The following is a 19,935-nucleotide window of genomic DNA, read 5'->3' on the forward strand; positions in this document are numbered from 1 at the left end:
CTTCCGATCKCCTCGCCTTCCACCGTGGGGTTGGTGGCGAGAATGATCTCGCTGAAACTGCCGGCCTTGATTCGCGCCTCAAGCTCAGGAATGCCGATGGCTTCCGGGCCCAGGCCATCCAGCGGCGACAGGTGTCCCTTGAGCACGAAGTAGCGGCCGCGATAACCGGTCTGCTCGACAGCAAACACGTCCAGCGGCCCTTCCACCACGCACAGCAGGCTGTCATCGCGGCGCGGGTCGGTGCACTGCGGGCAGAACTCGTCTTCCGACAGCGTACGGCACTGCTTGCAGTGGCCAACGCCTTCCATCGCCTGGGTCAGCGCCTGCGCCAGGCGCAGGCCGCCGCTGCGGTCACGCTCCAGCAGCTGCAGCGCCATGCGCTGGGCACTCTTCTGCCCCACTCCGGGCAGGGTGCGCAGGGCGTCGATCAGTTGGCGGATCAGCGGCGTGAAGCTCATGGGACGGTCTCGAATTTCCGGAGGTTAGAACGACTGTAGGAGCGAGCCTGCTCGCGAACCCTGCCAGGCAGCGTTCGCGAGCAAGCTCGCTCCTACAGGGGCAGAGCCTGGATTAGAAAGGCATTTTGAAGCCGGGCGGCAATTGCATGCCAGCGGTCATGCCGGACATCTTCTCCTGGTTGTTCTGCTCGATCTTGCGCACGGCGTCGTTCACCGCGGCGGCGATCAGGTCCTCGAGGATTTCCTTGTCTTCCTGCATCAGGCTGTCATCCAGGGAGACGCGCTTGACGTCGTGGCGACCGGTCATCACCACGCTCACCAGGCCGGCGCCGGATTGACCGGTCACTTCGGCGTTGGCCAGCTCTTCCTGCATCTTCTGCATCTTTTCCTGCATCTGCTGGGCCTGCTTCATCAGGCCGGCCATGCCACCTTTCATCATGTCGAGTTCCTCGATTCGTTCAGTCGTCGACCCAGGCTCAAGCCTTGGCCTCCAGGGGTTCGATAGTACCGTCGCGGACGACCGCGGCGAACTGTTGCTTCATCTGTAGCACATAAGGGTCGGCGGCGATCGACGCCTCGGCCTGGCGCTGGCGCTCGGCACGTTTGCGCGCGGCGGCCTGGGCCGGGGTTTCCTGCTCGGGCTTCTGCTGGGTCACCTGCAGGGTCAGCGTACGACCGTGGAACTGGTTCAGCGCATCGTTCAGGCGACGCTGCTGGGTCGCGTTGAACAGCGCGCTCTGGCCCGGATCCAGGTGCAGGTGCCAGGTATCGCCCTCGACGGCGACCAGCGTGCAGTTGGCGCCGATGCTGGCCGTCAGGCCGGCCAGGCCCAGGCGCGGGAACAGGTCCAGCCACTCGGCAGCCAGACCGGTTGCCGGCATGGCGGCGGGCTCGGGTTCGGGCTCGGCCTGCTCCTGCGGCGCCTCGTTCTCGAGGTAGCCGTAGGACTCCATGTCGACTTCGTAGTAGTCCTCGGCGGGCGGCGGCTCGTCATCGCGGTCGTCGTCCTCGGCCGGAACTTCGGCGATTATCGGGGCCGGCTCTTCGACCTTGGGCGCAGGCGCTTCCACCGGTGCCGGCGTGGCAACTGCAGGTGCAGGTGCAGGTGCAGGTGCAGGTGCAGGTGCAGGTGCAGGTGCAGCAGTCTCGACTGGCGCTGGAGCCGCGGCAACCGGTGCGGCAGGTTCGTCCCACGGCAGATCGATCGGCGCCTCGGCGACGGCTTGTTCCGGCTCGGCAGCCGGCACCGTCGGCTCGAGTTGCACGGCGGCTTCCGGCTCCACCGGAGCCGGCTCAGGCACAGGTTGGACAACCGGAGTCGGCGCAACGGCTGGTTCGGCTTGCGCAGCCGGAGCCGGAGCCGGAGCCGGCTGAGGCTGAGGCTGAGGCGCGGCAACAGCAGGCACAACCGCAGCAACCGGCACTACCGGTGCAGGCGCAACAGCCGGAGCAGCAATGGATGCAACCGGCGCCACAACGGCGGCGCCGGCCACTGGGCTCTGGTTGGAATCAGCCGTGGCCTTGCTGATCCCCAGGTCCTTTAGTGGTGACCTCGGTGCGCCGTCGGCATCCGCCGGGCGGAACGCCAGCATGCGCAACAGGACCATCTCGAAGCCGCCGCGGGGATCGGGCGCCAGCGGCAGGTCGCGGCGGCCGATCAGGCCCATCTGGTAGTAGAACTGCACGTCCTCGGCTGGCAAGGCCTGGGCCAGCGCCAGCACACGATCGCGGTCGCCCTGGCCGTTGTCCACTGCCTCGGGCAGCGCCTGGGCAATGGCCACGCGGTGCAACACGTTGAGTATCTCGGCCAGCACGCCGCCCCAGTCCGGGCCCTGCTCGGCCAAGTGGCGTACCGCCTCCAGCAACGCGCGGGCATCGCCTTCCAGCAGCGCATGAAGCACGCCGTAGACTTGCCCGTGATCCAGGGTGCCGAGCATGGCACGCACATCGGCGGCCAGCACCTTGCCTTCACCGAACGCGATGGCCTGGTCAGTGAGGCTCATGGCGTCACGCATGGAGCCGTCGGCAGCGCGGCCGAGCAGCCACAGCGCATCGTCCTCGAACGGCACGTTCTCGGCGCCCAGCACGTGGGTCAGGTGTTCCACCACGCGCTCCGGTGGCATGTTCTTCAGGGAGAACTGCAAGCAGCGCGAGAGGATGGTGACCGGCAGCTTCTGCGGGTCGGTGGTGGCGAGCAGGAACTTCACATGGGGCGGCGGCTCCTCCAGGGTCTTCAACAGGGCGTTGAAGCTGTGGCTGGAGAGCATGTGCACTTCGTCGATCAAGTAGACCTTGTAGCGGCCGCGGCTCGGCGAGTACTGCACGTTGTCGAGCAGCTCGCGGGTATCCTCGACCTTGGTGCGGCTGGCGGCGTCGACTTCGATCAGGTCGACGAAACGGCCCTCATCGATCTCGCGGCACACCGAGCACTGTCCGCACGGAGTGGAGCTGACGCCGGTCTCGCAGTTCAGGCACTTGGCCAGGATGCGCGCGATGGTGGTCTTGCCCACGCCGCGGGTCCCGGTGAACAGGTAGGCGTGGTGCAGGCGCTGATTGTCCAGCGCGTTGATCAGGGCCTTGAGCACATGGGTCTGGCCGACCATTTCGCGGAACGAGCGCGGACGCCATTTGCGGGCAAGAACCTGATAACTCATTGAAATCCATCGCGACAGGTGAGCAGAAGTGCGCTAATCCTAGCGAAGCGGACCGTAAATTGCACTCGATGTCCGCACCGGACGTTGTCGCATCTTGGCAAGGGCCGGGCTACACGGCATTGTGTCGTCGTTCTGCCATCAACGGAGCCTTGATGCGCTTCCTCGCCACCGCCCTGCTGCTGACCGCCACCCTCGCCCAGGCCGACGACCGTCCCCTGCGCTTCTCGGTGGTCGACAGCTGGGCGATGCCGCTGGCGCAGATCGAAAATGGCGAACTGACCGGCGGCATCCTGTTCGAGCTGTTCAACGAGACGGCCCGCGAGCTTGGACGGACGCCGGCGTTCCACATCGTGCCCCGCGCCCGCATCGAACAGGCGCTGCTCACTCACTCCGTGGACGTGCGCTGCTACGTCTCGCGCACCTGGATCGAGCACGAGTTCAAGGACTACCGCTGGACTGCACCACTGATGTTGCAGCGCGACCTGCTGGTGGTCCGCGACGCCCCTGCGGAAAACCTCGAAACCCTCCCCAGCCAGTCCATCGGCACGGTGCTGGGCTATCACTACCCCCGCCTGCAGCCGCTTTTGGACAGCCACTGGCTGATCCGCGACGACGCGCGCAACCAGGAGCTGGTGCTGAAGAAGCTGCGCATCGGACGTTATCAATATGCGATCAGCAGCGAGTTCGCGCTGAACTGGTTCAACCGTGATCTGCCCGAGGCGGAGCGCCTGAGAACCGCCAGCGTGATCGAGGAGACCCCGCTGTCGTGCATGGTGCTGGACGCGCCCGAAGTCCGCGCCGAAGAGGTGCTATCGGTGCTGGCGAAGATCAAGGCGTCAGGGAAGATCGAGCAGATCCTGGATCACTACCGCTGAGACGGGCAGCGCTCGACAGGCCGCGAGGCGGGCCATTTTCCAGGCTCCGAAATGGAGGCGGCCCCGCCAGCCACACCCCGGCACACAATGTCCCCGCCTTGGCTGCTTCCTTCCGGACCTGACCAGGTAAGCGAGTAATCGTTGCGGGGGGACCGACAGGGCCACCATCGCGAGAGCTCGCCAGTCCGGCGAGCCGCGCCATTGTAGCGGCTTGAGCGCAAGTTACAAGCACTTCAAGCACTTACGTTCTTTCCTTTGATCCACATCGCAGCCTGGGGAGCTTTTCCGCCAGGCCACTCAAGCTTCCTCGCCACAGGCCGAAGCAATGGATAAGTCCGCCCGCCCGGGGCGTCCCCGCCCATGCAAGGAGTGTTCAAATGCGATTGATCGTGAACTCTACCGCGCTACTTGCCATTGCCCTCTGCGGCTCGCTGCAGGCGGCGAGCAGCGGCACCATCACCTTTCGCGGCGCCGTCGTCGAACCTACCTGCCAGATCGGCGTGAGCGACATCACCAACTCCAGCGGCCGGGTGACGGCCAGCCAGCGCAAACAGTCGGTGGACCTGTACCTGAACGAGCCCCGCGGCAATCAGCTAGCGGTGCATTACCGACTCACCGACAGCCAGGGTCGCACAGTGGAAAAACTCAGCACACCGAACGGCAACGTCGCGGGGATGATTCGCGCCAAGGACCCAGCAGGCACGCGTCACCTCGTGCTGGTAGCCGAGTACCTGTAACCGGTCTCACTGCGCCTGCAGCAGGCCCTCGGGCCGGGGCTGGGTAGAGACTTCCAGGTTCGGCCCGATGAACAGGTCCATCTTGCTGTAGCCCGGACGGGTGCTGAAGGTGGAGTAGCGCTCCGCGCCCTGGTGGAACTGGAAGGCCACGCGATATTCCCCGGAACGCCACAGGCGCAGCGGGAAGGTTCGCGCCTCACCAGGCTTGATCTCGCCCGCGAGGGTTTCCTCGCCGTTTTCCTTGTAGCTGTAGCTGACCGCCGGACCACCCTGCGCCTCATAATGCAGGACGATCTGCGGGCGCTCGGTCCAGGCCACGTAAGCCCCGAACAACAGCACCAGTGCCCCTACGCCGAGCAGGCGCTGCTTTCTTGCCTTGTCCATCTCGCTCTCCGTCAACCAATGGAATGGCCCGTCCCGTCCTGCATCGCAACGCAGAGGCCGAACGGGCCTGCCGATCAGTTCAGGCTGTCGACCAGAGCCTTGGCGGGCACCAGACGCACGGCCTTCTTCGCGGCGATCTCGATGGTCTTGCCGGTCTGCGGATTGCGGCCGGTACGGGCGGCGCGTTCGCTGACCTTGAGCTTGCCGATACCCGGCAGGGTCAGCTCACCGTCGTTCTCCAGGGCGTCCTGGGCGATCTGCGCCAGTTGCTCGAACACGCCGCGCACGGCGGCCTGGGTCAGGTCGAGGGATTCGGCGATATCGCGAACCAGTTGGTCCTTGGTCATGGGCATGGAATGACTCCTTGATGCGTTGATCTTGATTCTTTGATTGGAAGGAAGGCGTGTCAGGCGCCGATGCCGTGGTCGGCCAGCAGCTTGATCAGCTGCTCTTCGTCCATCACGGCGACGCCAAGTTCCTGGGCCTTGGCCAACTTTGAACCTGCTCCCGGTCCGGCAACGACACAATGGGTCTTGGCGGAGACGGAGCCGGCCACCTTGGCGCCCAGGCTTTCCAGCTTTTCCTTGGCGACGTCGCGGCTCATGGCCTCCAGCGTGCCGGTGAGCACCCAGGTCTGGCCCGCCAGCGGCAGGCCTTCGACGACCTTGCGCTCGCTGCGCCAGTGCATGCCGAACTCCGCCAGCTGTGCCTCGACGGCCTTGGCACGCTCGACGCGGGTGGCATCGGCGAAGTACTCGCGCACCGATTGCCTGGCCTTCTCGTTCACTCCTTTCAGGGTGCTGAGGTCCAGCCAGTCCTGGCTGAGGGCAACCAGTGCGTCGAGGCTGCCGGTGCGGTCCGCGAGCTTCTCGGCGCCAGTGGCGGCGATGAAGGGAATGTTCAGCTTGTCGATGAAGCCTGCCAGGGTGGCGACGGCGGCGAACTCGGCCGACACCTCGCCCTCGTCCTGCAGCTCGACGCCACGCTCCAGCAGTTGCTGGATCACGCTGCGGTTGTGCTCGTCATCGAAGAAATTGTGGATCTCATAGGCCACTTCACCGCCCACATCGGGTAGGTAGGTCAGCACCTCCGGCAGCGCCTTCTGGATGCGCGCCAGCGAGCCCAGGGAGCGTGCCAGCAGCTTGGCCGTCTCCTCGCCCACGTCCGGGATACCCAGGGCGAAGACGAAGCGTGCCAGCGCCGGCTTGCGGCTGTCGGCAATGGCAGCGAGCAGATTGCGCGTGGAGACTTCAGCGAAACCCTCCAGCTCGATGACCTGCTCGAAGGTCAGGGTGTAGAGATCGGCCGGCGACTTCACCAGGCCCTTGTCCACCAGTTGCTCGACGATCTTGTCGCCGAGGCCGTCGATATCCATGGCGCGGCGAGAAACAAAGTGGATGATCGCCTGCTTGAGTTGCGCCTGGCAGAACAGTCGTCCGACGCAACGGTAGATGGCCCCCTCGCTGACCGACTCCTTGCCCTTGCTGCGCTTCACCAACTGAGTACGTTCGACCTGCGAGCCGCATACCGGGCACTGGGTGGGGATTGCGACCGGGCGCGCGTCTGCCGGGCGGCGCTCGGTGACCACCTGCATGACCTGCGGAATCACGTCGCCGGCCCGGCGGATGATCACGGTGTCGCCGATCATCAGGCCCAGGCGCGCGACCTCGTCCATGTTGTGCAGCGTGGCATTGGAAACGGTCACACCGGCCACCTGGACCGGCTTCAGGCGCGCCACGGGCGTCACTGCGCCGGTGCGGCCGACCTGGAATTCCACGTCCAAGAGTTCGGTGAGCTCCTCCCGCGCCGGGAACTTGTGGGCGATGGCCCAGCGCGGCTCGCGGGCACGGAAGCCCAGCTCGCGCTGGAAATCGGTGCGGTTGACCTTGAACACCACGCCGTCGATTTCGTAGGCGAGACTGTCGCGGCGCGTCCCGATATCTTCGTAATAGGCGCGGCAACCCTCCACACCCTTGGCCAGCTTCAGCTCGCGGCTGATCGGGATACCCCAGCCCTTCAAGGCCTCAAGGATCTCCACCTGGGTGCCCGGCAGCGTGCCGCCCTCGACCCGGCCAAAGCCGTAGCAGCAGAATTCCAGCGGGCGGCTGGCGGTGATCTTCGAATCCAGCTGGCGCAGGCTACCGGCGGCAGCATTGCGCGGGTTGGCGAAGGTCTTGCCGCCGGCTTCCATCTGCCGTTCGTTGAGCGCCTCGAAGCCTGCCTTGGACATGAACACTTCACCACGCACTTCCAGTATCGCCGGCCAGCCCTCGCCCTTCAGGCGCAGCGGCACGTTGCGGATGGTGCGCACGTTGACGCTGATGTCTTCGCCGGTGGTGCCGTCGCCACGGGTGGCACCGCGGGTCAGCACGCCATTTTCGTACAGCAGGCTGACCGCCAGGCCATCGAGCTTGGGCTCGCAGCTGTATTCCACCTCGGCTCCGCCGCCGAACAGATCGGAGGAAGGCAGCTGATCGGCCAGGCCCTCGCGCACACGGCGATCGAAATCGATGAGATCCTGCTCCTCGAAGGCGTTGCCCAGGCTCAGCATCGGCACTTCGTGGCGTACTTCGCCGAAAGCCGAAGCGGCCGCGCCGCCGACGCGCTGGGTTGGCGACTCGGGAGTAATCAGTTGGGGATGCTCGGCTTCCAGCGCCTTCAGTTCGCGGAACAGGCGGTCGTACTCGGCGTCCGGCACGCTAGGCTCGTCGAGCACGTAATAGCGGTAGTTATGGTCGTCGAGTTCGCTGCGCAGCTGGGCGATGCGTTCGGCAGCGGTCTGGGAATCGGTCATGCGGGAATCTCGGCGGCTTTTTCTGCTTGAGGTAGAAATGCGAAGCCCCAAGGGTCGCTTGGGGCTTCTGTGCAGCGTGCTGAAAGCTTAGCGCTTCTGGGTCAGGGCGCGTCGTTCGAAATCGATGATGCGCTGACGGTAGTGCTCGATGGTCTGCGCAGTCATCACGCTGCGCTGCTCGTCCTTCAGCTCGCCATTGAGCTCCTGGGCCAGCTTGCGGGCGGCGGCGATCATCACGTCGAATGCCTGCTTGGGATGGCGCGGGCCCGGCAGGCCGAGGAAGAAGCTCACGGCACGGGTGCTGAACTGGTCGATGTTGTCCAGATCGAAGGTGCCCGGCTTGACCGCGTTGGCCATGGAGAACAGCACTTCACCGTTGCCAGCCATGCTCTCGTGGCGATGGAAGATGTCCATCTCGCCGTAGCGCAGGCCGCTTTCCAGGATGTTCTGCAGCAGCGCAGGCCCCTTGAAGCCACCCTCGTCGCGGCTGATGACGTTGATGATCAGCACTTCGTCGATCGGAACCTGGGCCGCCGAAGAGGCGGCAGCCGGGGCAGCAGGAGCGCTACGCTCCTTGTCCTTCCTGCGCTCTTTCTTCGGCTTTTCCTGGGGCGCTTCGTCCAGCGGGTTCGGGAAATCTTCCTCGTCCAGCGGGCCGAGCAGGTTCGGTGCCGGGTCGTCCAGGTTCAGGTCGCCCTGGCGCGGTTCGCCACGGCGCTTGCCGCGCGACTCCTTGGCGCTGACCTTGGGCAGGTCCTCCTCGTCCAGTTCCGGCTCGCGGTGTTCGACCACCCGGGAAGGCCCGAGCAGTTCAGGAGTGCTTTCATCCCCGTCATCGGGCTGGTTGGCAAACTGGCGATCCAGTTTGAAGCGCAACTTGCCCTTGCCACCCCGCATGCGACGCCAGCCGTCAAACAGAATGCCGGCGATCACGATAAGCCCAATGACGATCAGCCATTCGCGCAGACCGATATCCATCTAATCCCGTAGCCCCTGAACAAAAAATGATGATGAAGAAAAGGACATCCTATCCCTTGAAAACGTGGAGCCAACTTCATGTTCTGACTGATGTTTTCCACGCGATACAAAAGTGGGCATTAAGCTAACACGCTCTCACATAACTTTACACTGTCTATGGCGACACTCCGCCGCGCACTTTGCAACTTTTCATAGCGCTTCCCATCTTCGCTTTGAGAATGCGACCTATCCCAATCAAATCAATACCTTAGACACACAACACGGCACCTTGCCAGCCTGCTGCAAGTTCTGCCGCGCGATCAGGCTTCGGCCAATGCCACCGCCTCTTCCACATCCACCGCCACCAGCCTGGAACAACCCGGTTCGTGCATGGTCACGCCCATCAACTGGTCGGCCATCTCCATGGCGATCTTGTTGTGGGTGATATAGATGAACTGCACTTTCTCCGACATCTCTTTCACCAGTCGCGCATAACGGCCGACGTTGGCATCGTCCAATGGCGCGTCGACCTCGTCGAGCATGCAGAACGGTGCCGGGTTCAGCTGGAAGATCGCAAATACCAGCGCCAGAGCGGTCAGGGCCTTCTCGCCACCGGACAGAAGATGGATGGTGCTGTTCTTCTTGCCCGGCGGTCTCGCCATGATCGCCACCCCGGTATCGAGTAGATCCTCGCCGGTAAGTTCCAGATAGGCGTGACCGCCGCCGAAAACCTTGGGGAACAATGCCTGAAGGCCAGCATTGATCTGGTCGAAGGTTTCCTTGAAGCGGTTGCGGGTTTCCTTGTCGATCTTGCGGATCACGTTTTCCAGGGTGTCCAGCGCTTCCACCAGGTCGTCGTTCTGGTCGTCGAGGTAGCGTTTGCGCTCGGATTGCTGCTGGTATTCCTCGATGGCCGCGAGGTTGATCGGCCCCAGGCGGCCGATGCGCGTGGCCAGTTCCTCCAGGCGGTTTTCCCAGATCTTCTCGGCGGCATCGTGAGGCAGCGTGCCCAGCACGCCGTGCAGGTCGTAACCGTCCTCGTGGAGCTGCTCCTGCAACGACTTGCGCCGCACGCTCAGGGCCTGCCACTCCATGCGCTGCTGTTCCAGCTGGCCGCGCAGCAATTGCGACTGCTGCTCGGCCTGGGTCCGGCGCTTCTCGGCGTCACGCAACTGGCGGTCGGCATCTTCCAGGGCGAGACGCGCGTGCTTGAGTTCGTCCTCCACTGCCATGCGCCGGTCGAGCAGCTCTTCCAGGCGCATGCGTAATTCTTCCAGCGGAGCGGCGCCTTCCTCCAGGTTGAGGTTGAGCTGCTCGCAGCGCTCGACCAGGCGCACCGCCTGGCTGTCCAGGCGCTCCAGCGCCTGGCGGGTGGATTCGTGCTGGGCACGCAGGGAACCAACGCGCACAGCCAACTGATGGGCTTGGTCCTTGTGCTGGCGCGACTCCTGGCGGATGCGGTCGAGTTTCTCGCGCATGCCGTCGCGTTCGGCGAGCAGCGACTCGCGGCGCTCGGTATCCACCGCCATGGCGTCCAGTGCTTCCTGCAGGCTCAGCCGGGCTTCGCCCAGTTGCTCCTGCTCGATGGCGTGCTGTTCGGCCAGCTCGGCCAGTTCTTCGTCAAGACGGCGCCGGCGCAACGTCAACTGCTCGACCTTGGCCTGCTGCGCGGACAGTTGCGCCTTCAATTCGCCCTGGCGGCGACCTTCGTCCTGCAGGCGGCGGCGCATCTGGTCACGACCTTCCTCGGCGTGACGCTGCTCGTCACGCAGGCGCACCAGTTGCTCGTCGATCTCGGCGAGGCGCTGTTCCAGCGTCTCCCGCTCGACATAGAGGCGCTCCAGCTCCTGCCCACGCGCCAGCACGCCACCATCGGCGGATTCGCCACGGCGCACACGCAGGAAGTTGCGGCCGACCCAGTAGCCATCGCGGCTGACCAGGCTCTCGCCGTCGCCCAGCGAAGCGCGCTGGACCAGGGCCTGATCCAGGGTTTCGACCGGGCGCACGCGGCCCAGCCAGTAGCTCAGGTCGACGTTCGTCTCGACCTTGTCCAGCAGGCTGCCAGGGCGGGAAACGGCGCCAGCGGCCAGATCGAGCAGGCGCAGCTCGCCCTTCTCCAGCGCGTCGAACGGCAGCCCCTTCAGATCATCCAGCAGCACGCCATGCAGGTCGGCGCCGAGTACGGTTTCCACCGCCAGCTCCCAGCCCGGCTGCACGCGCAGCCCTTCGGCGAGGCGCGGGCGTTGTTCCAGGCCCTGTTGGCGCAGCCACTGCGCAGTGCCGTCGCCCGGATCGAGCGCGGCCTGCTGCAAGGCTTCCAGCGAGGCGATCCGGCCATTCAGGCGTTGCAGCTCGCCCTGCGCCTGGTGCTGCGCAGAGGTGCTTTCCTGCAGGGACTGGCGCACGCGCTCCAGGCGCTCGGCCAGTTCCTGCTCTTCGATCTGCGACTCTTCCAGCAGCAACTCGATGGCGGCAACCTGCTCGCCCAGTTCGAGGATCGCGGCGTCTTCCGGGTCAGCCGCCAGTTGTGTGCGTTCGTCGCTCAGCCGGCGCTGCCGCTCGGCCTGGCGCTCCAGGCTCTGCTCCAGGTGCTGGATGCGCGACTGCTGCACTTCGGCTTCGCGGCGCGGCTCGGCGCTCTGCTGGTTGAAGGCGTCCCAGCGCTGCTGCCAGTCATGCATGCGCTGCTCGGCCTCTTCCAGGCCAACGGTGGCCTCTTCGGCAGCGGCCGCGCTGATCTCCTGCTCCGGGGCCAGGCGCTCCAGCTCTTCGGCCAGGGTGGCCAGCAGCGTGCGGTCGTGGCCCAGGTGGGATTCGGTTTCCTGGCGGGTTTTCTCCGCCTCGCGCAGGTCATCCTGCAATTGCCGCAGGCGCTGCTGGCCGTGCTGGATGCTCTGCTCGACGCGGGCGATGTCGCCGCCCACGGAATAGAAGCGGCCCTGCACCTGGTTGAAGGTTTCCGACAGCTCGTGGTGGCCGTCGCGCAGGCGCTCGATGCTGGCGTCCGCGCTGCGCTGCTCGGCCACCAGCGCCTCGAAGGCCACTTCCTGGTCGCCGATCACCTTTTCCTTCTGCCCGACCTGCTCGTTCAGGTCGCGCCAGCGCAGGGCGCCGAGCTGGGCCTTGAGGGTACGCTCCTCGGCCTTGAACTCCTGGTACTTCTCCGCCGACTGGGCCTGGCGGTGCAGACGTTCGAGCTGGCGTTCCAGCTCTTCGCGCAGGTCGGTCAGGCGCGCGAGGTTTTCCTGGGTGCGGCGGATGCGGTTTTCGGTTTCGCGGCGGCGCTCCTTGTACTTGGAGATGCCGGCGGCTTCCTCGATGAAGTTGCGCAGGTCCTCGGGCTTGGCCTCGATCAGCTTGGAGATCATGCCCTGCTCGATGATCGAGTAGCTGCGCGGCCCGAGTCCGGTGCCGAGGAAGATGTCGGTGATGTCCCGGCGCCGGCACTTGGTGCCGTTGAGGAAGTAGGTGTTCTGGCCGTCGCGGGTCACGCGGCGGCGAATGGAAATCTCGGCGTAGCTGGCGTATTCGCCCAGCAGGGTCTGGTCGGAGTTGTCGAAGACCAGCTCGATGGACGCCTGGGTCACCGGCTTGCGGGTGTTGGAGCCATTGAAGATGACGTCGGTCATCGACTCGCCACGGAGATTCTTCGCCGAACTCTCACCCATCACCCAGCGAACGGCGTCGATAATGTTGGATTTTCCGCAGCCGTTGGGGCCAACCACCGCCGCCATGTTGCTCGGAAAATTGACCGTCGTCGGATCGACGAAGGACTTGAAGCCCGCCAGCTTGATGCACTTGAGCCGCATGCGCCCTCCCCCCTTGTTCTTCTAGTAGCGAGCTTATCGTTCAGCCAGAGCGGCCAGGACCAGTTGGCTGTTGTGCCGACCGTAGTCGAGCAGCACCGCGCGGATGCCGGCTTCGTCGCGCCCGACCACCGCGCGCAGCAGGTCTTCGAAGCTGCCGATGAACTGACTCATCTCGCCTTTGCGGCGCTCCAGGGCCAGATGATAAGTGCGGCTGATGGCCGGCAGGAGATTTTCCACGGTTTCCTGCAGGTAGGGGTTGCCAGCGAACGGGAAGGCAGCGCGCATGATGTCGAAGCTGGATTCGACGAAGGCGTTGATGTCGCCGCGCTCGAGGTTGTCCAGCAGGCGCTGCTGGATCGCCATGAAGGGTGCCAGGTCGGCCTCTTCGCGCCAGGTCCGGGCCACGCTGCTGGCGAGCATGATGTACAGCTCGATGACCAGCGAGTAGAGGCTTTCGACGTGGGCGGGAGACAGCTCGGACACCTGGGCGCCGCGGCGCGGCAGGATTACCACCAGGTGGCGGCGCTCGAGGATCAGCAGCGCCTCGCGCACCGAGCCACGGCTGACATTGAGGGTCTGGGTGACCTTCTGTTCCTGGATGCGCTCGCGCTCCTTGAGTTCGCCCCGGATGATGCGCTCGGCAAGGTGATGCGCGATCTGCTCAGCCAGGCTGTCCGGGGCCTTGAACGTCATGGTTGTCCTTAAGAATCGGGGCGCTTTTCGAGGGGTAATGCGGACGCGCAGTGTAACACAGGGTGTTACCGCGCCATCCCCTGCCCTGGGAGGATGACAGAACAAAGGTTGGTGCGTCTGACAGGGGAATCAGGCGCAGGATTGTCAGACAATCCTACACAAGAGACGTATCGGGAGTCGTCCATGTTCGCCTTTTTCCTTTCCCCTGCCTGGATGTTGCGTCTCAAGAAAGCCGGCTACTGGATCTGGCTGGTGCCGGTGTTCGGTATCCCCGTCAGCTACTGGTGGTCCTACGGCAGCAACTATCCCAATGCCTGGGCCTGGCTGGTGATCACCGTGGTGTTCGGGGTGATCCCGCTGCTGGACTTCGTGGTCGGCCGCGATCCGGCCAATCCAGATGAGATCGAGGAAGTCCCACCCATGGAGCGCGAAGGCTATTACCGCTTCCTCAGCCTGCTGACGGTGCCGCTGCTGCTGGGCATGCTGGTGTACGGCGGCTGGGTGCTGGCCACTTATGACGCCTGGAACTGGGTCGGGCAACTGGGCTGGATTCTTTCGGTGGGCACGGTGATGGGCGCCATCGGCATCACCGTTTCCCACGAACTGATCCACAAGGACCCGGAGCTGGAGCAGAACGCCGGCGGCCTGCTGCTGGCGGCGGTGTGCTACGCGGGCTTCAAGGTCGAGCACGTACGCGGGCACCATGTGCACGTCTCGACACCGGAGGACGCATCGTCCTCGCGCTACGGCCAGAGCCTCTACGCCTTCCTGCCCCACGCCTACAAGCACAACTTCCTGAATGCCTGGAAGCTCGAGAAGGAGCGCCTCAAACGCAAGGGCCTGCCGGCGCTGCACTGGCGCAACGAGCTGATCTGGTGGTACGTCATCAGCGCGCTGTTCCTGGTCGGTTTCACGGTTGCCTTCGGCTGGATCGGCGCGGTCTACTTCATCGGCCAGTCGGTGATGGCCTTCACCCTGCTGGAGATCGTCAACTACGTCGAGCACTACGGGCTGCACCGGCGCCGCCTCGAAACCGGGCGCTACGAGCGAACCACCCACGAGCACTCCTGGAACAGCAACTTCCTGCTGACCAACCTGTTCCTCTTCCACCTGCAGCGCCATTCCGACCACCACGCCAACGCCAAGCGCCGCTATCAGGTCCTGCGGCACTTCGACGAGAGCCCGCAATTGCCCAATGGCTATGCCGGGATGATCGTCCTGGCGCTGTTCCCGCCGCTCTGGCGCGCGGTGATGGACCGCCGGGTGCGCGCCTATTACGCCGGTGAGGAATATCAGCTGAGCGCTACCCAGCAAGCCTGATCGACGAGTTCCACGCCTTGGCGGCAAGCCCTACCCCGGCTTGCCGCCTTTTTTCTTTCCGCTGACCTTGTAGGAGCGAGCTTGCTCGCGAAGCTCTTCGCCCCTTGAAAGCCAGTCGATCGGCACGGCGCACGTGTCTGCAACGGCGGTTCGCGAGCAAGCTCGCCACTGCGAGAAGCCACTCTCTCCCTACCACTTGTCTTGCCGGAAAAACTTTCTGACTATTCGGACAGAAATTTTATTGACTCAAAAGTCAGCTTTCCATAAATTCGCCATCCAGTGCCCTACCAAAAACAAGAATCAGCCTGGAGGCAAGCCTTGATCAGGTTCCTGCTCAATCGCGAGCTGCGCGTCGAAGACCGCCTCGATCCCAATCTCACCGTGCTCAACTACCTGCGCCAGACCCTGGGCAAGACCGGCACCAAGGAGGGTTGCGCCTCCGGTGACTGCGGCGCCTGCACGGTGGTCGTCGGCGAACTGGTGGGCGAAGAAGGTGCCGAGCGCATCCGCTACCGCAGCCTCAACTCCTGTCTCACCTTCGTTTCCTCGCTGCACGGCAAGCAGCTGATCAGCGTCGACGACCTCAAGCACCGCGGCGAACTGCACGGCGTACAGCAGGCCATGGTCGACTGCCACGGCTCGCAGTGCGGCTTCTGCACCCCCGGCTTCGTCATGTCGCTGTTCGCCCTGCAGAAGAACAGCGCGGGCGAAACCGCCGACGAGCGCAAGGCCGAAGCCCATGAAGCGCTGGCCGGCAACCTGTGCCGCTGCACCGGCTACCGCCCGATCCTTGATGCCGCCGAGCAGTCCTGCTGCCAGAAGCAGCCCGACCAGTTCGACGTCGCCCAGCCGGAAATCATCGCCCAGCTCAAGGCCATCGCGCCCAACGAAACCGCCGAGCTCAACAGCGGCGACAAGCGCTGCCTGCTGCCGCTGACCATCGCCGACCTGGCCGACCTCTACACCGCCAACCCGCAAGCACGGCTGCTGGCCGGCGGCACCGACCTGGCCCTGGAAGTCACCCAGTTCCACCGCGAACTACCGGTGATGATCTACGTCGGCCATGTCGAGGAAATGAAGCGCGTCGAAGTCTTCGACGACCGTATCGAGATCGGCGCGGCGACTCCGCTGACCGACTGCTATGAAGCGCTTTCCCGCGACTACCCGGACTTCGGCGAGTTGCTGCACCGCTTCGCCTCGCTGCAGATCCGCAACCAGGGCACCCTGGGCGGCAACATCGGCAACGCATCCCCCATCGGCGACTCGCCGCCGCTGCTGATCGCCCTCGGCGCGCGCCTGGTGCTGCGCAAGGGCGCCGAACGCCGCGAACTGCCGATCGACGAATACTTCATCGACTACAAGGTCACCGCGCGCCAGGAAGGCGAGTTCATCGAGCAGGTGATCATCCCCCGTCCGCAGGCCAGCCAGGCGTTCCGTGCCTACAAGGTCTCCAAGCGCCTGGACGACGATATTTCCGCCGTGTGCGCCGCCTTCAGCGTCACCGTCGAGAACTGCAGGATCACCGCCGTACGCACCGGTTTCGGCGGCATGGCCGCGATTCCGAAGCGCGCCAAGGCCTGCGAGGCTGCGCTGCTCGGCCAGACCTTCAACAGCGCCACCTTCGAACGCGCCGCCCAGGCTCTGAGCGAAGATTTCGCGCCGCTCACCGACTTCCGTGCGAGCAAGGAATACCGCCTGCTCACCGCGCAGAACCTGCTGCGCAAGTGCTTCCTGGAGCTGGAAGCCCCTCAGGCCGTGACCCGAGTGACCCACTATGCATAAGCCGCAACAAAGCCAGGAAGAACTCACCGCGCTGTTCCGCGCCGACCTCACCACCGGCGTCGGCCGCAGCGTCAAGCACGAAAGCGCGCCCAAGCACGTCAGCGGCGAAGCGCAGTACATCGATGACCGCCTGGAATTCCCCAACCAGTTGCACGTCTACGCCCGCATGAGCGACCGCGCCCACGCGCGCATCACCAAACTGGACGTCAGCCCCTGCTACCAGTTCCCCGGCGTCGCCATCGCCATCACCAAGGATGACGTGCCCGGCCAGCTGGACATCGGCCCGGTGGTCGCCGGCGACCCGCTGCTGGCGGACGGCAAGGTCGAGTACGTCGGCCAGATGGTCATCGCCGTCGCCGCCGACAGCCTGGAAACCGCGCGCAAGGCGGCCATGGCCGCGATCATCGAGTACGAGGACCTGGTACCGGTGCTCGACGTGGTCGAAGCGCTGCGCAAGAAGCACTTCGTGCTCGACAGCCACCAGCACAAGATCGGCGACTCCGAGGCCAAGCTCGCCACCGCGCCGAACCGCATCCAGGGCACCCTGCACATCGGCGGCCAGGAGCACTTCTACCTGGAGACGCAGATTTCCTCGGTGATGCCCACCGAAGACGGCGGCGTGATCGTCTACACCTCCACGCAGAACCCCACCGAAGTGCAGAAGCTGGTGGCCGAAGTGCTGGGCATCTCCTTCAACAAGGTGGTCATCGACATGCGCCGCATGGGTGGCGGCTTCGGCGGCAAGGAAACCCAGGCGGCCGCTCCGGCCTGCCTGTGCGCCGTGATCGCGCGCCTGACCGGCCGCCCGACGAAGATGCGCCTGCCGCGCGTTGAAGACATGCAGATGACCGGCAAGCGCCACCCCTTCTACGTCGAGTACGACGTGGGCTTCGAGGACGACGGCCTGCTGCACGGCATCAACATCGAGCTGGCCGGCAACTGCGGCTATTCGCCGGACCTCTCCGGCTCCATCGTCGACCGCGCGATGTTCCACTCGGACAACGCCTACTTCCTCGGCAGCGCCACCGTGAACGGTCACCGCTGCAAGACCAACACCGCGTCGAACACCGCCTACCGCGGCTTCGGCGGCCCGCAGGGCATGGTCGCCATCGAGGAGATCATGGACGCCGTCGCGCGCCATCTGGGCAAGGACCCGCTGGACGTGCGCAAGCGCAACTACTACGGCAAGGACGAGCGCAACGTCACCCACTACTACCAGCAGGTGGAACACAACCTGCTGCAGGAGATGACCGAGGAACTGGAAGCCAGCGCCGAGTACGCCAAGCGCCGCGCCGAGATCCGCGCCTTCAACGCCAGCAGCCCGGTACTGAAGAAAGGCCTGTCGCTGACCCCGGTGAAATTCGGCATCAGCTTCACCGCCACCTTCCTCAACCAGGCCGGCGCGCTGATCCACATCTACACCGACGGCAGCATCCACCTGAACCACGGCGGCACCGAGATGGGCCAGGGCCTGAACACCAAGGTCGCCCAGGTGGTCGCCGAGGTCTTCCAGGTCGACATCGACCGCGTGCAGATCACCGCGACCAACACCGACAAGGTCCCCAACACCTCGCCCACCGCCGCGTCCTCCGGTGCCGACCTGAACGGCAAGGCCGCGCAGAACGCCGCCGAAATCCTCAAGCAGCGCCTGGTGGAATTCGCCGCCAGGCACTGGAAGGTCACCGAGGATGACGTCGAGTTCCGCAATAACCAGGTGCGCGTGCGCGACCTGATCCTGCCCTTCGAGGAACTGGTACAGCAGGCCTACTTCGGCCAGGTATCGCTCTCCTCCACCGGCTTCTACCGCACGCCGAAGATCTACTACGACCGCAGCCAGGCGCGCGGCCGGCCGTTCTACTACTTCGCCTATGGGGTGTCCTGCTCGGAAGTGATCGTCGACACCCTCACCGGCGAGTACAAGATGCTGCGCAGCGACATCCTCCACGACGTCGGCGCCTCGCTGAACCCGGCCATCGACATCGGCCAGGTGGAAGGCGGCTTCGTCCAGGGCATGGGCTGGCTGACCATGGAAGAACTGGTCTGGAACGCCAAGGGCAAGCTGATGACCAACGGCCCGGCCAGCTACAAGATTCCGGCCATTGCCGACATGCCCATTGACCTGCGGGTGAAGCTGGTGGAGAACCGCAAGAACCCGGAGCAGACGGTGTTCCACTCCAAGGCTGTCGGCGAGCCGCCGTTCATGCTGGGCATCTCGGTGTTCTGCGCGATCAAGGACGCCGTGGCGAGCCTGGCGGACTACCGTGCCCAGCCGCAGATCGACGCCCCGGCCACCCCCGAGCGCGTGCTCTGGGGCGTGGAGCAGATGCGCAAGCTGAAGCTGGCCCAGGCCGAGAAAGCACCGGCTCAGGTCGAGCCGGCGTGATGTGACCATGGGGCACCGCTGGCAGGGAGAGACGTCCCCACTTCCGTCCTCCGCCCTGCCAGCGGCGCCCCACCCTAACTCCAAATTGTAGGAGCGAGCTTGCTCGCGAACCGCCAAGCCACAGAGCTGCCGGGAAACCCGTTCGCGAGCAAGCTCGCTCCTACAAAAAAGCCACCTCCGAGGTTCGATACGATGAACTGGATCAGTGCCCTCGCCGACCTGCAACAGCGCGCCGAAGCCAGCGTGCTGGTGACCATCATCGAAGAACGCGGCTCGACCCCGCGCAACGCCGGCTCGAAGATGGTCGTCAGCGCCGACAAGATCTACGACACCATCGGCGGCGGCCACCTCGAATTCAAGGCCATGGCCATCGCCCGCGAGATGCTGCTGGCCCGTGAGCGCGAGCCGAAGCTGGAACGCTTCAGCCTCGGCGCCAGCCTCGGCCAGTGCTGCGGCGGCGCCACGGTGCTGCTGTTCGAACCCATGGGCCAGCCCCAGGCGCACATCGCCGTGTTCGGCGCCGGCCATGTCGGCCGCGCCCTGGTACCGCTGCTTGCCAGCCTGCCGTGCAAGGTGCGCTGGATCGACTCGCGAGAGGCCGAATTCCCCGGCCATATCCCCGAGGGTGTGACCCGTGTGATCAACGAGGATGTGATCGACGAGATCGACGAAATGCCTGCCGGCAGCTACTTCATCGTCATGACCCACAACCACGCCCTGGACCTGGAGCTGACCGCGAAGATCCTCGAGCGCAACGACTTCACCTACTTCGGCCTGATCGGCTCGGATACCAAGCGCGCCAAGTTCGAACACCGCCTGCGCGACCGCGGTTTCGCCGCCGACACCGTGCAGCGCATGCGCTGCCCCATGGGCATCGGCGAGGTGAAGGGCAAGCTGCCAGTGGAGATCGCCGTGTCCATCGCCGGCGAAGTCATCGCCACCTACAACGCCACCTTCGGTCAGCAGACCAGCCAGGGCGAGAACACCGTGGCCAAACTGTTACCCACGAGCCGCCGTGCACGCACTGCCGAAAGCGGCGCCTGAAATTTCCGCCCCGGCGCCCGCACGCGCCCCGGCCCCGAAACACGA

At 65.0% G+C, this 19,935-nt stretch carries 15 protein-coding genes and 1 other RNA gene; 6 read left to right on the forward strand and 10 right to left on the reverse strand.

All coding sequences use genetic code 11. The features are described from left to right. The 3 genes from recR to dnaX form a co-directional block, all read right to left on the reverse strand. The coding region (gene recR, locus A9513_RS15940) for a recombination mediator RecR (RefSeq protein WP_065085048.1) at nucleotides 1–458 on the reverse strand (458 nt) is incomplete at its 3' end. 112 nt (nucleotides 459–570) lie between these two features. Continuing rightward, complete coding sequence (locus tag A9513_RS15945; protein WP_017516839.1) at nucleotides 571–897, reverse strand: YbaB/EbfC family nucleoid-associated protein; 327 nt, start codon at nucleotides 895–897, stop codon at nucleotides 571–573. 37 nt (nucleotides 898–934) lie between these two features. Beyond that, nucleotides 935–3,112 (reverse strand): DNA polymerase III subunit gamma/tau, encoded by a 2,178-nt coding sequence (gene dnaX / locus A9513_RS15950; RefSeq protein WP_065085049.1) that lies wholly within the window; start codon nucleotides 3,110–3,112, stop codon nucleotides 935–937. Between the two features lie 152 nt (nucleotides 3,113–3,264). Between dnaX and A9513_RS15955 the strand changes: the two genes are divergently transcribed. Then, nucleotides 3,265–3,987: an ABC transporter substrate-binding protein gene (locus A9513_RS15955; RefSeq protein WP_024763915.1), complete on the forward strand. Its 723-nt coding sequence runs from the start codon at nucleotides 3,265–3,267 to the stop codon at nucleotides 3,985–3,987. Between the two features lie 61 nt (nucleotides 3,988–4,048). Here A9513_RS15955 and ffs read toward each other — a convergent pair. Beyond that, an RNA gene (gene ffs / locus A9513_RS15960) (signal recognition particle sRNA small type) lies at nucleotides 4,049–4,145 on the reverse strand. A gap of 219 nt (nucleotides 4,146–4,364) precedes the next feature. Here ffs and A9513_RS15965 point away from each other — a divergent pair. Continuing rightward, nucleotides 4,365–4,724, forward strand: coding sequence for a type 1 fimbrial protein (locus A9513_RS15965; RefSeq protein ID WP_065085050.1), 360 nt, complete (start codon nucleotides 4,365–4,367; stop codon nucleotides 4,722–4,724). Nucleotides 4,725–4,730: 6 nt separating this feature from the next. On the opposite strand, the gene A9513_RS15970 is transcribed toward A9513_RS15965, so the two are convergent. From A9513_RS15970 to A9513_RS15995, 6 genes are all read right to left on the reverse strand, one after another. Continuing rightward, on the reverse strand, nucleotides 4,731–5,108 hold the full coding sequence (locus tag A9513_RS15970) for a hypothetical protein (protein WP_037008766.1): 378 nt from the start codon (nucleotides 5,106–5,108) through the stop codon (nucleotides 4,731–4,733). 74 nt (nucleotides 5,109–5,182) lie between these two features. Then, nucleotides 5,183–5,485 (reverse strand): HU family DNA-binding protein, encoded by a 303-nt coding sequence (locus tag A9513_RS15975; protein ID WP_226046604.1) that lies wholly within the window; start codon nucleotides 5,483–5,485, stop codon nucleotides 5,183–5,185. A gap of 29 nt (nucleotides 5,486–5,514) precedes the next feature. Beyond that, nucleotides 5,515–7,902: an NAD-dependent DNA ligase LigA gene (ligA, locus tag A9513_RS15980; protein ID WP_024763912.1), complete on the reverse strand. Its 2,388-nt coding sequence runs from the start codon at nucleotides 7,900–7,902 to the stop codon at nucleotides 5,515–5,517. 87 nt (nucleotides 7,903–7,989) lie between these two features. Then, a complete protein-coding gene (zipA, locus tag A9513_RS15985) occupies nucleotides 7,990–8,880 on the reverse strand; it encodes a cell division protein ZipA (RefSeq protein WP_065085051.1) in 891 nt (296 codons plus the stop codon). A 299-nt stretch (nucleotides 8,881–9,179) separates the two neighbouring features. Continuing rightward, entirely contained in the window at nucleotides 9,180–12,668 is a 3,489-nt protein-coding gene (smc, locus tag A9513_RS15990) for a chromosome segregation protein SMC (RefSeq protein ID WP_065085052.1), read from the reverse strand. Nucleotides 12,669–12,701: 33 nt separating this feature from the next. Next, a complete protein-coding gene (locus A9513_RS15995; protein WP_024763910.1) occupies nucleotides 12,702–13,361 on the reverse strand; it encodes a GntR family transcriptional regulator in 660 nt (219 codons plus the stop codon). A 183-nt stretch (nucleotides 13,362–13,544) separates the two neighbouring features. Here A9513_RS15995 and A9513_RS16000 point away from each other — a divergent pair, with 183 nt between their 5' ends. The 4 genes from A9513_RS16000 (at nucleotide 13,545) to xdhC (ending at nucleotide 19,890) form a co-directional block, all read left to right on the forward strand. Beyond that, entirely contained in the window at nucleotides 13,545–14,681 is a 1,137-nt protein-coding gene (locus A9513_RS16000; RefSeq protein ID WP_037008772.1) for an alkane 1-monooxygenase, read from the forward strand. 318 nt (nucleotides 14,682–14,999) lie between these two features. Next, the gene (gene xdhA, locus A9513_RS16005; protein ID WP_065085053.1) at nucleotides 15,000–16,463 is read left to right on the forward strand and encodes a xanthine dehydrogenase small subunit; all 1,464 of its coding nucleotides are present in this window, start codon (nucleotides 15,000–15,002) and stop codon (nucleotides 16,461–16,463) included. Continuing rightward, nucleotides 16,456–18,846, forward strand: coding sequence for a xanthine dehydrogenase molybdopterin binding subunit (xdhB, locus tag A9513_RS16010; RefSeq protein WP_065085054.1), 2,391 nt, complete (start codon nucleotides 16,456–16,458; stop codon nucleotides 18,844–18,846). Before xdhA ends, xdhB begins: the two co-directional genes overlap by 8 nt. A 192-nt stretch (nucleotides 18,847–19,038) precedes the next feature. Then, nucleotides 19,039–19,890, forward strand: coding sequence for a xanthine dehydrogenase accessory protein XdhC (xdhC, locus tag A9513_RS16015; protein WP_024763906.1), 852 nt, complete (start codon nucleotides 19,039–19,041; stop codon nucleotides 19,888–19,890). Nucleotides 19,891–19,935: the final 45 nt, after the last annotated feature.

This window comes from Pseudomonas sp. AU12215 (assembly GCF_001675465.2).
GTDB classification, from domain to species: domain Bacteria; phylum Pseudomonadota; class Gammaproteobacteria; order Pseudomonadales; family Pseudomonadaceae; genus Pseudomonas; species Pseudomonas nitroreducens.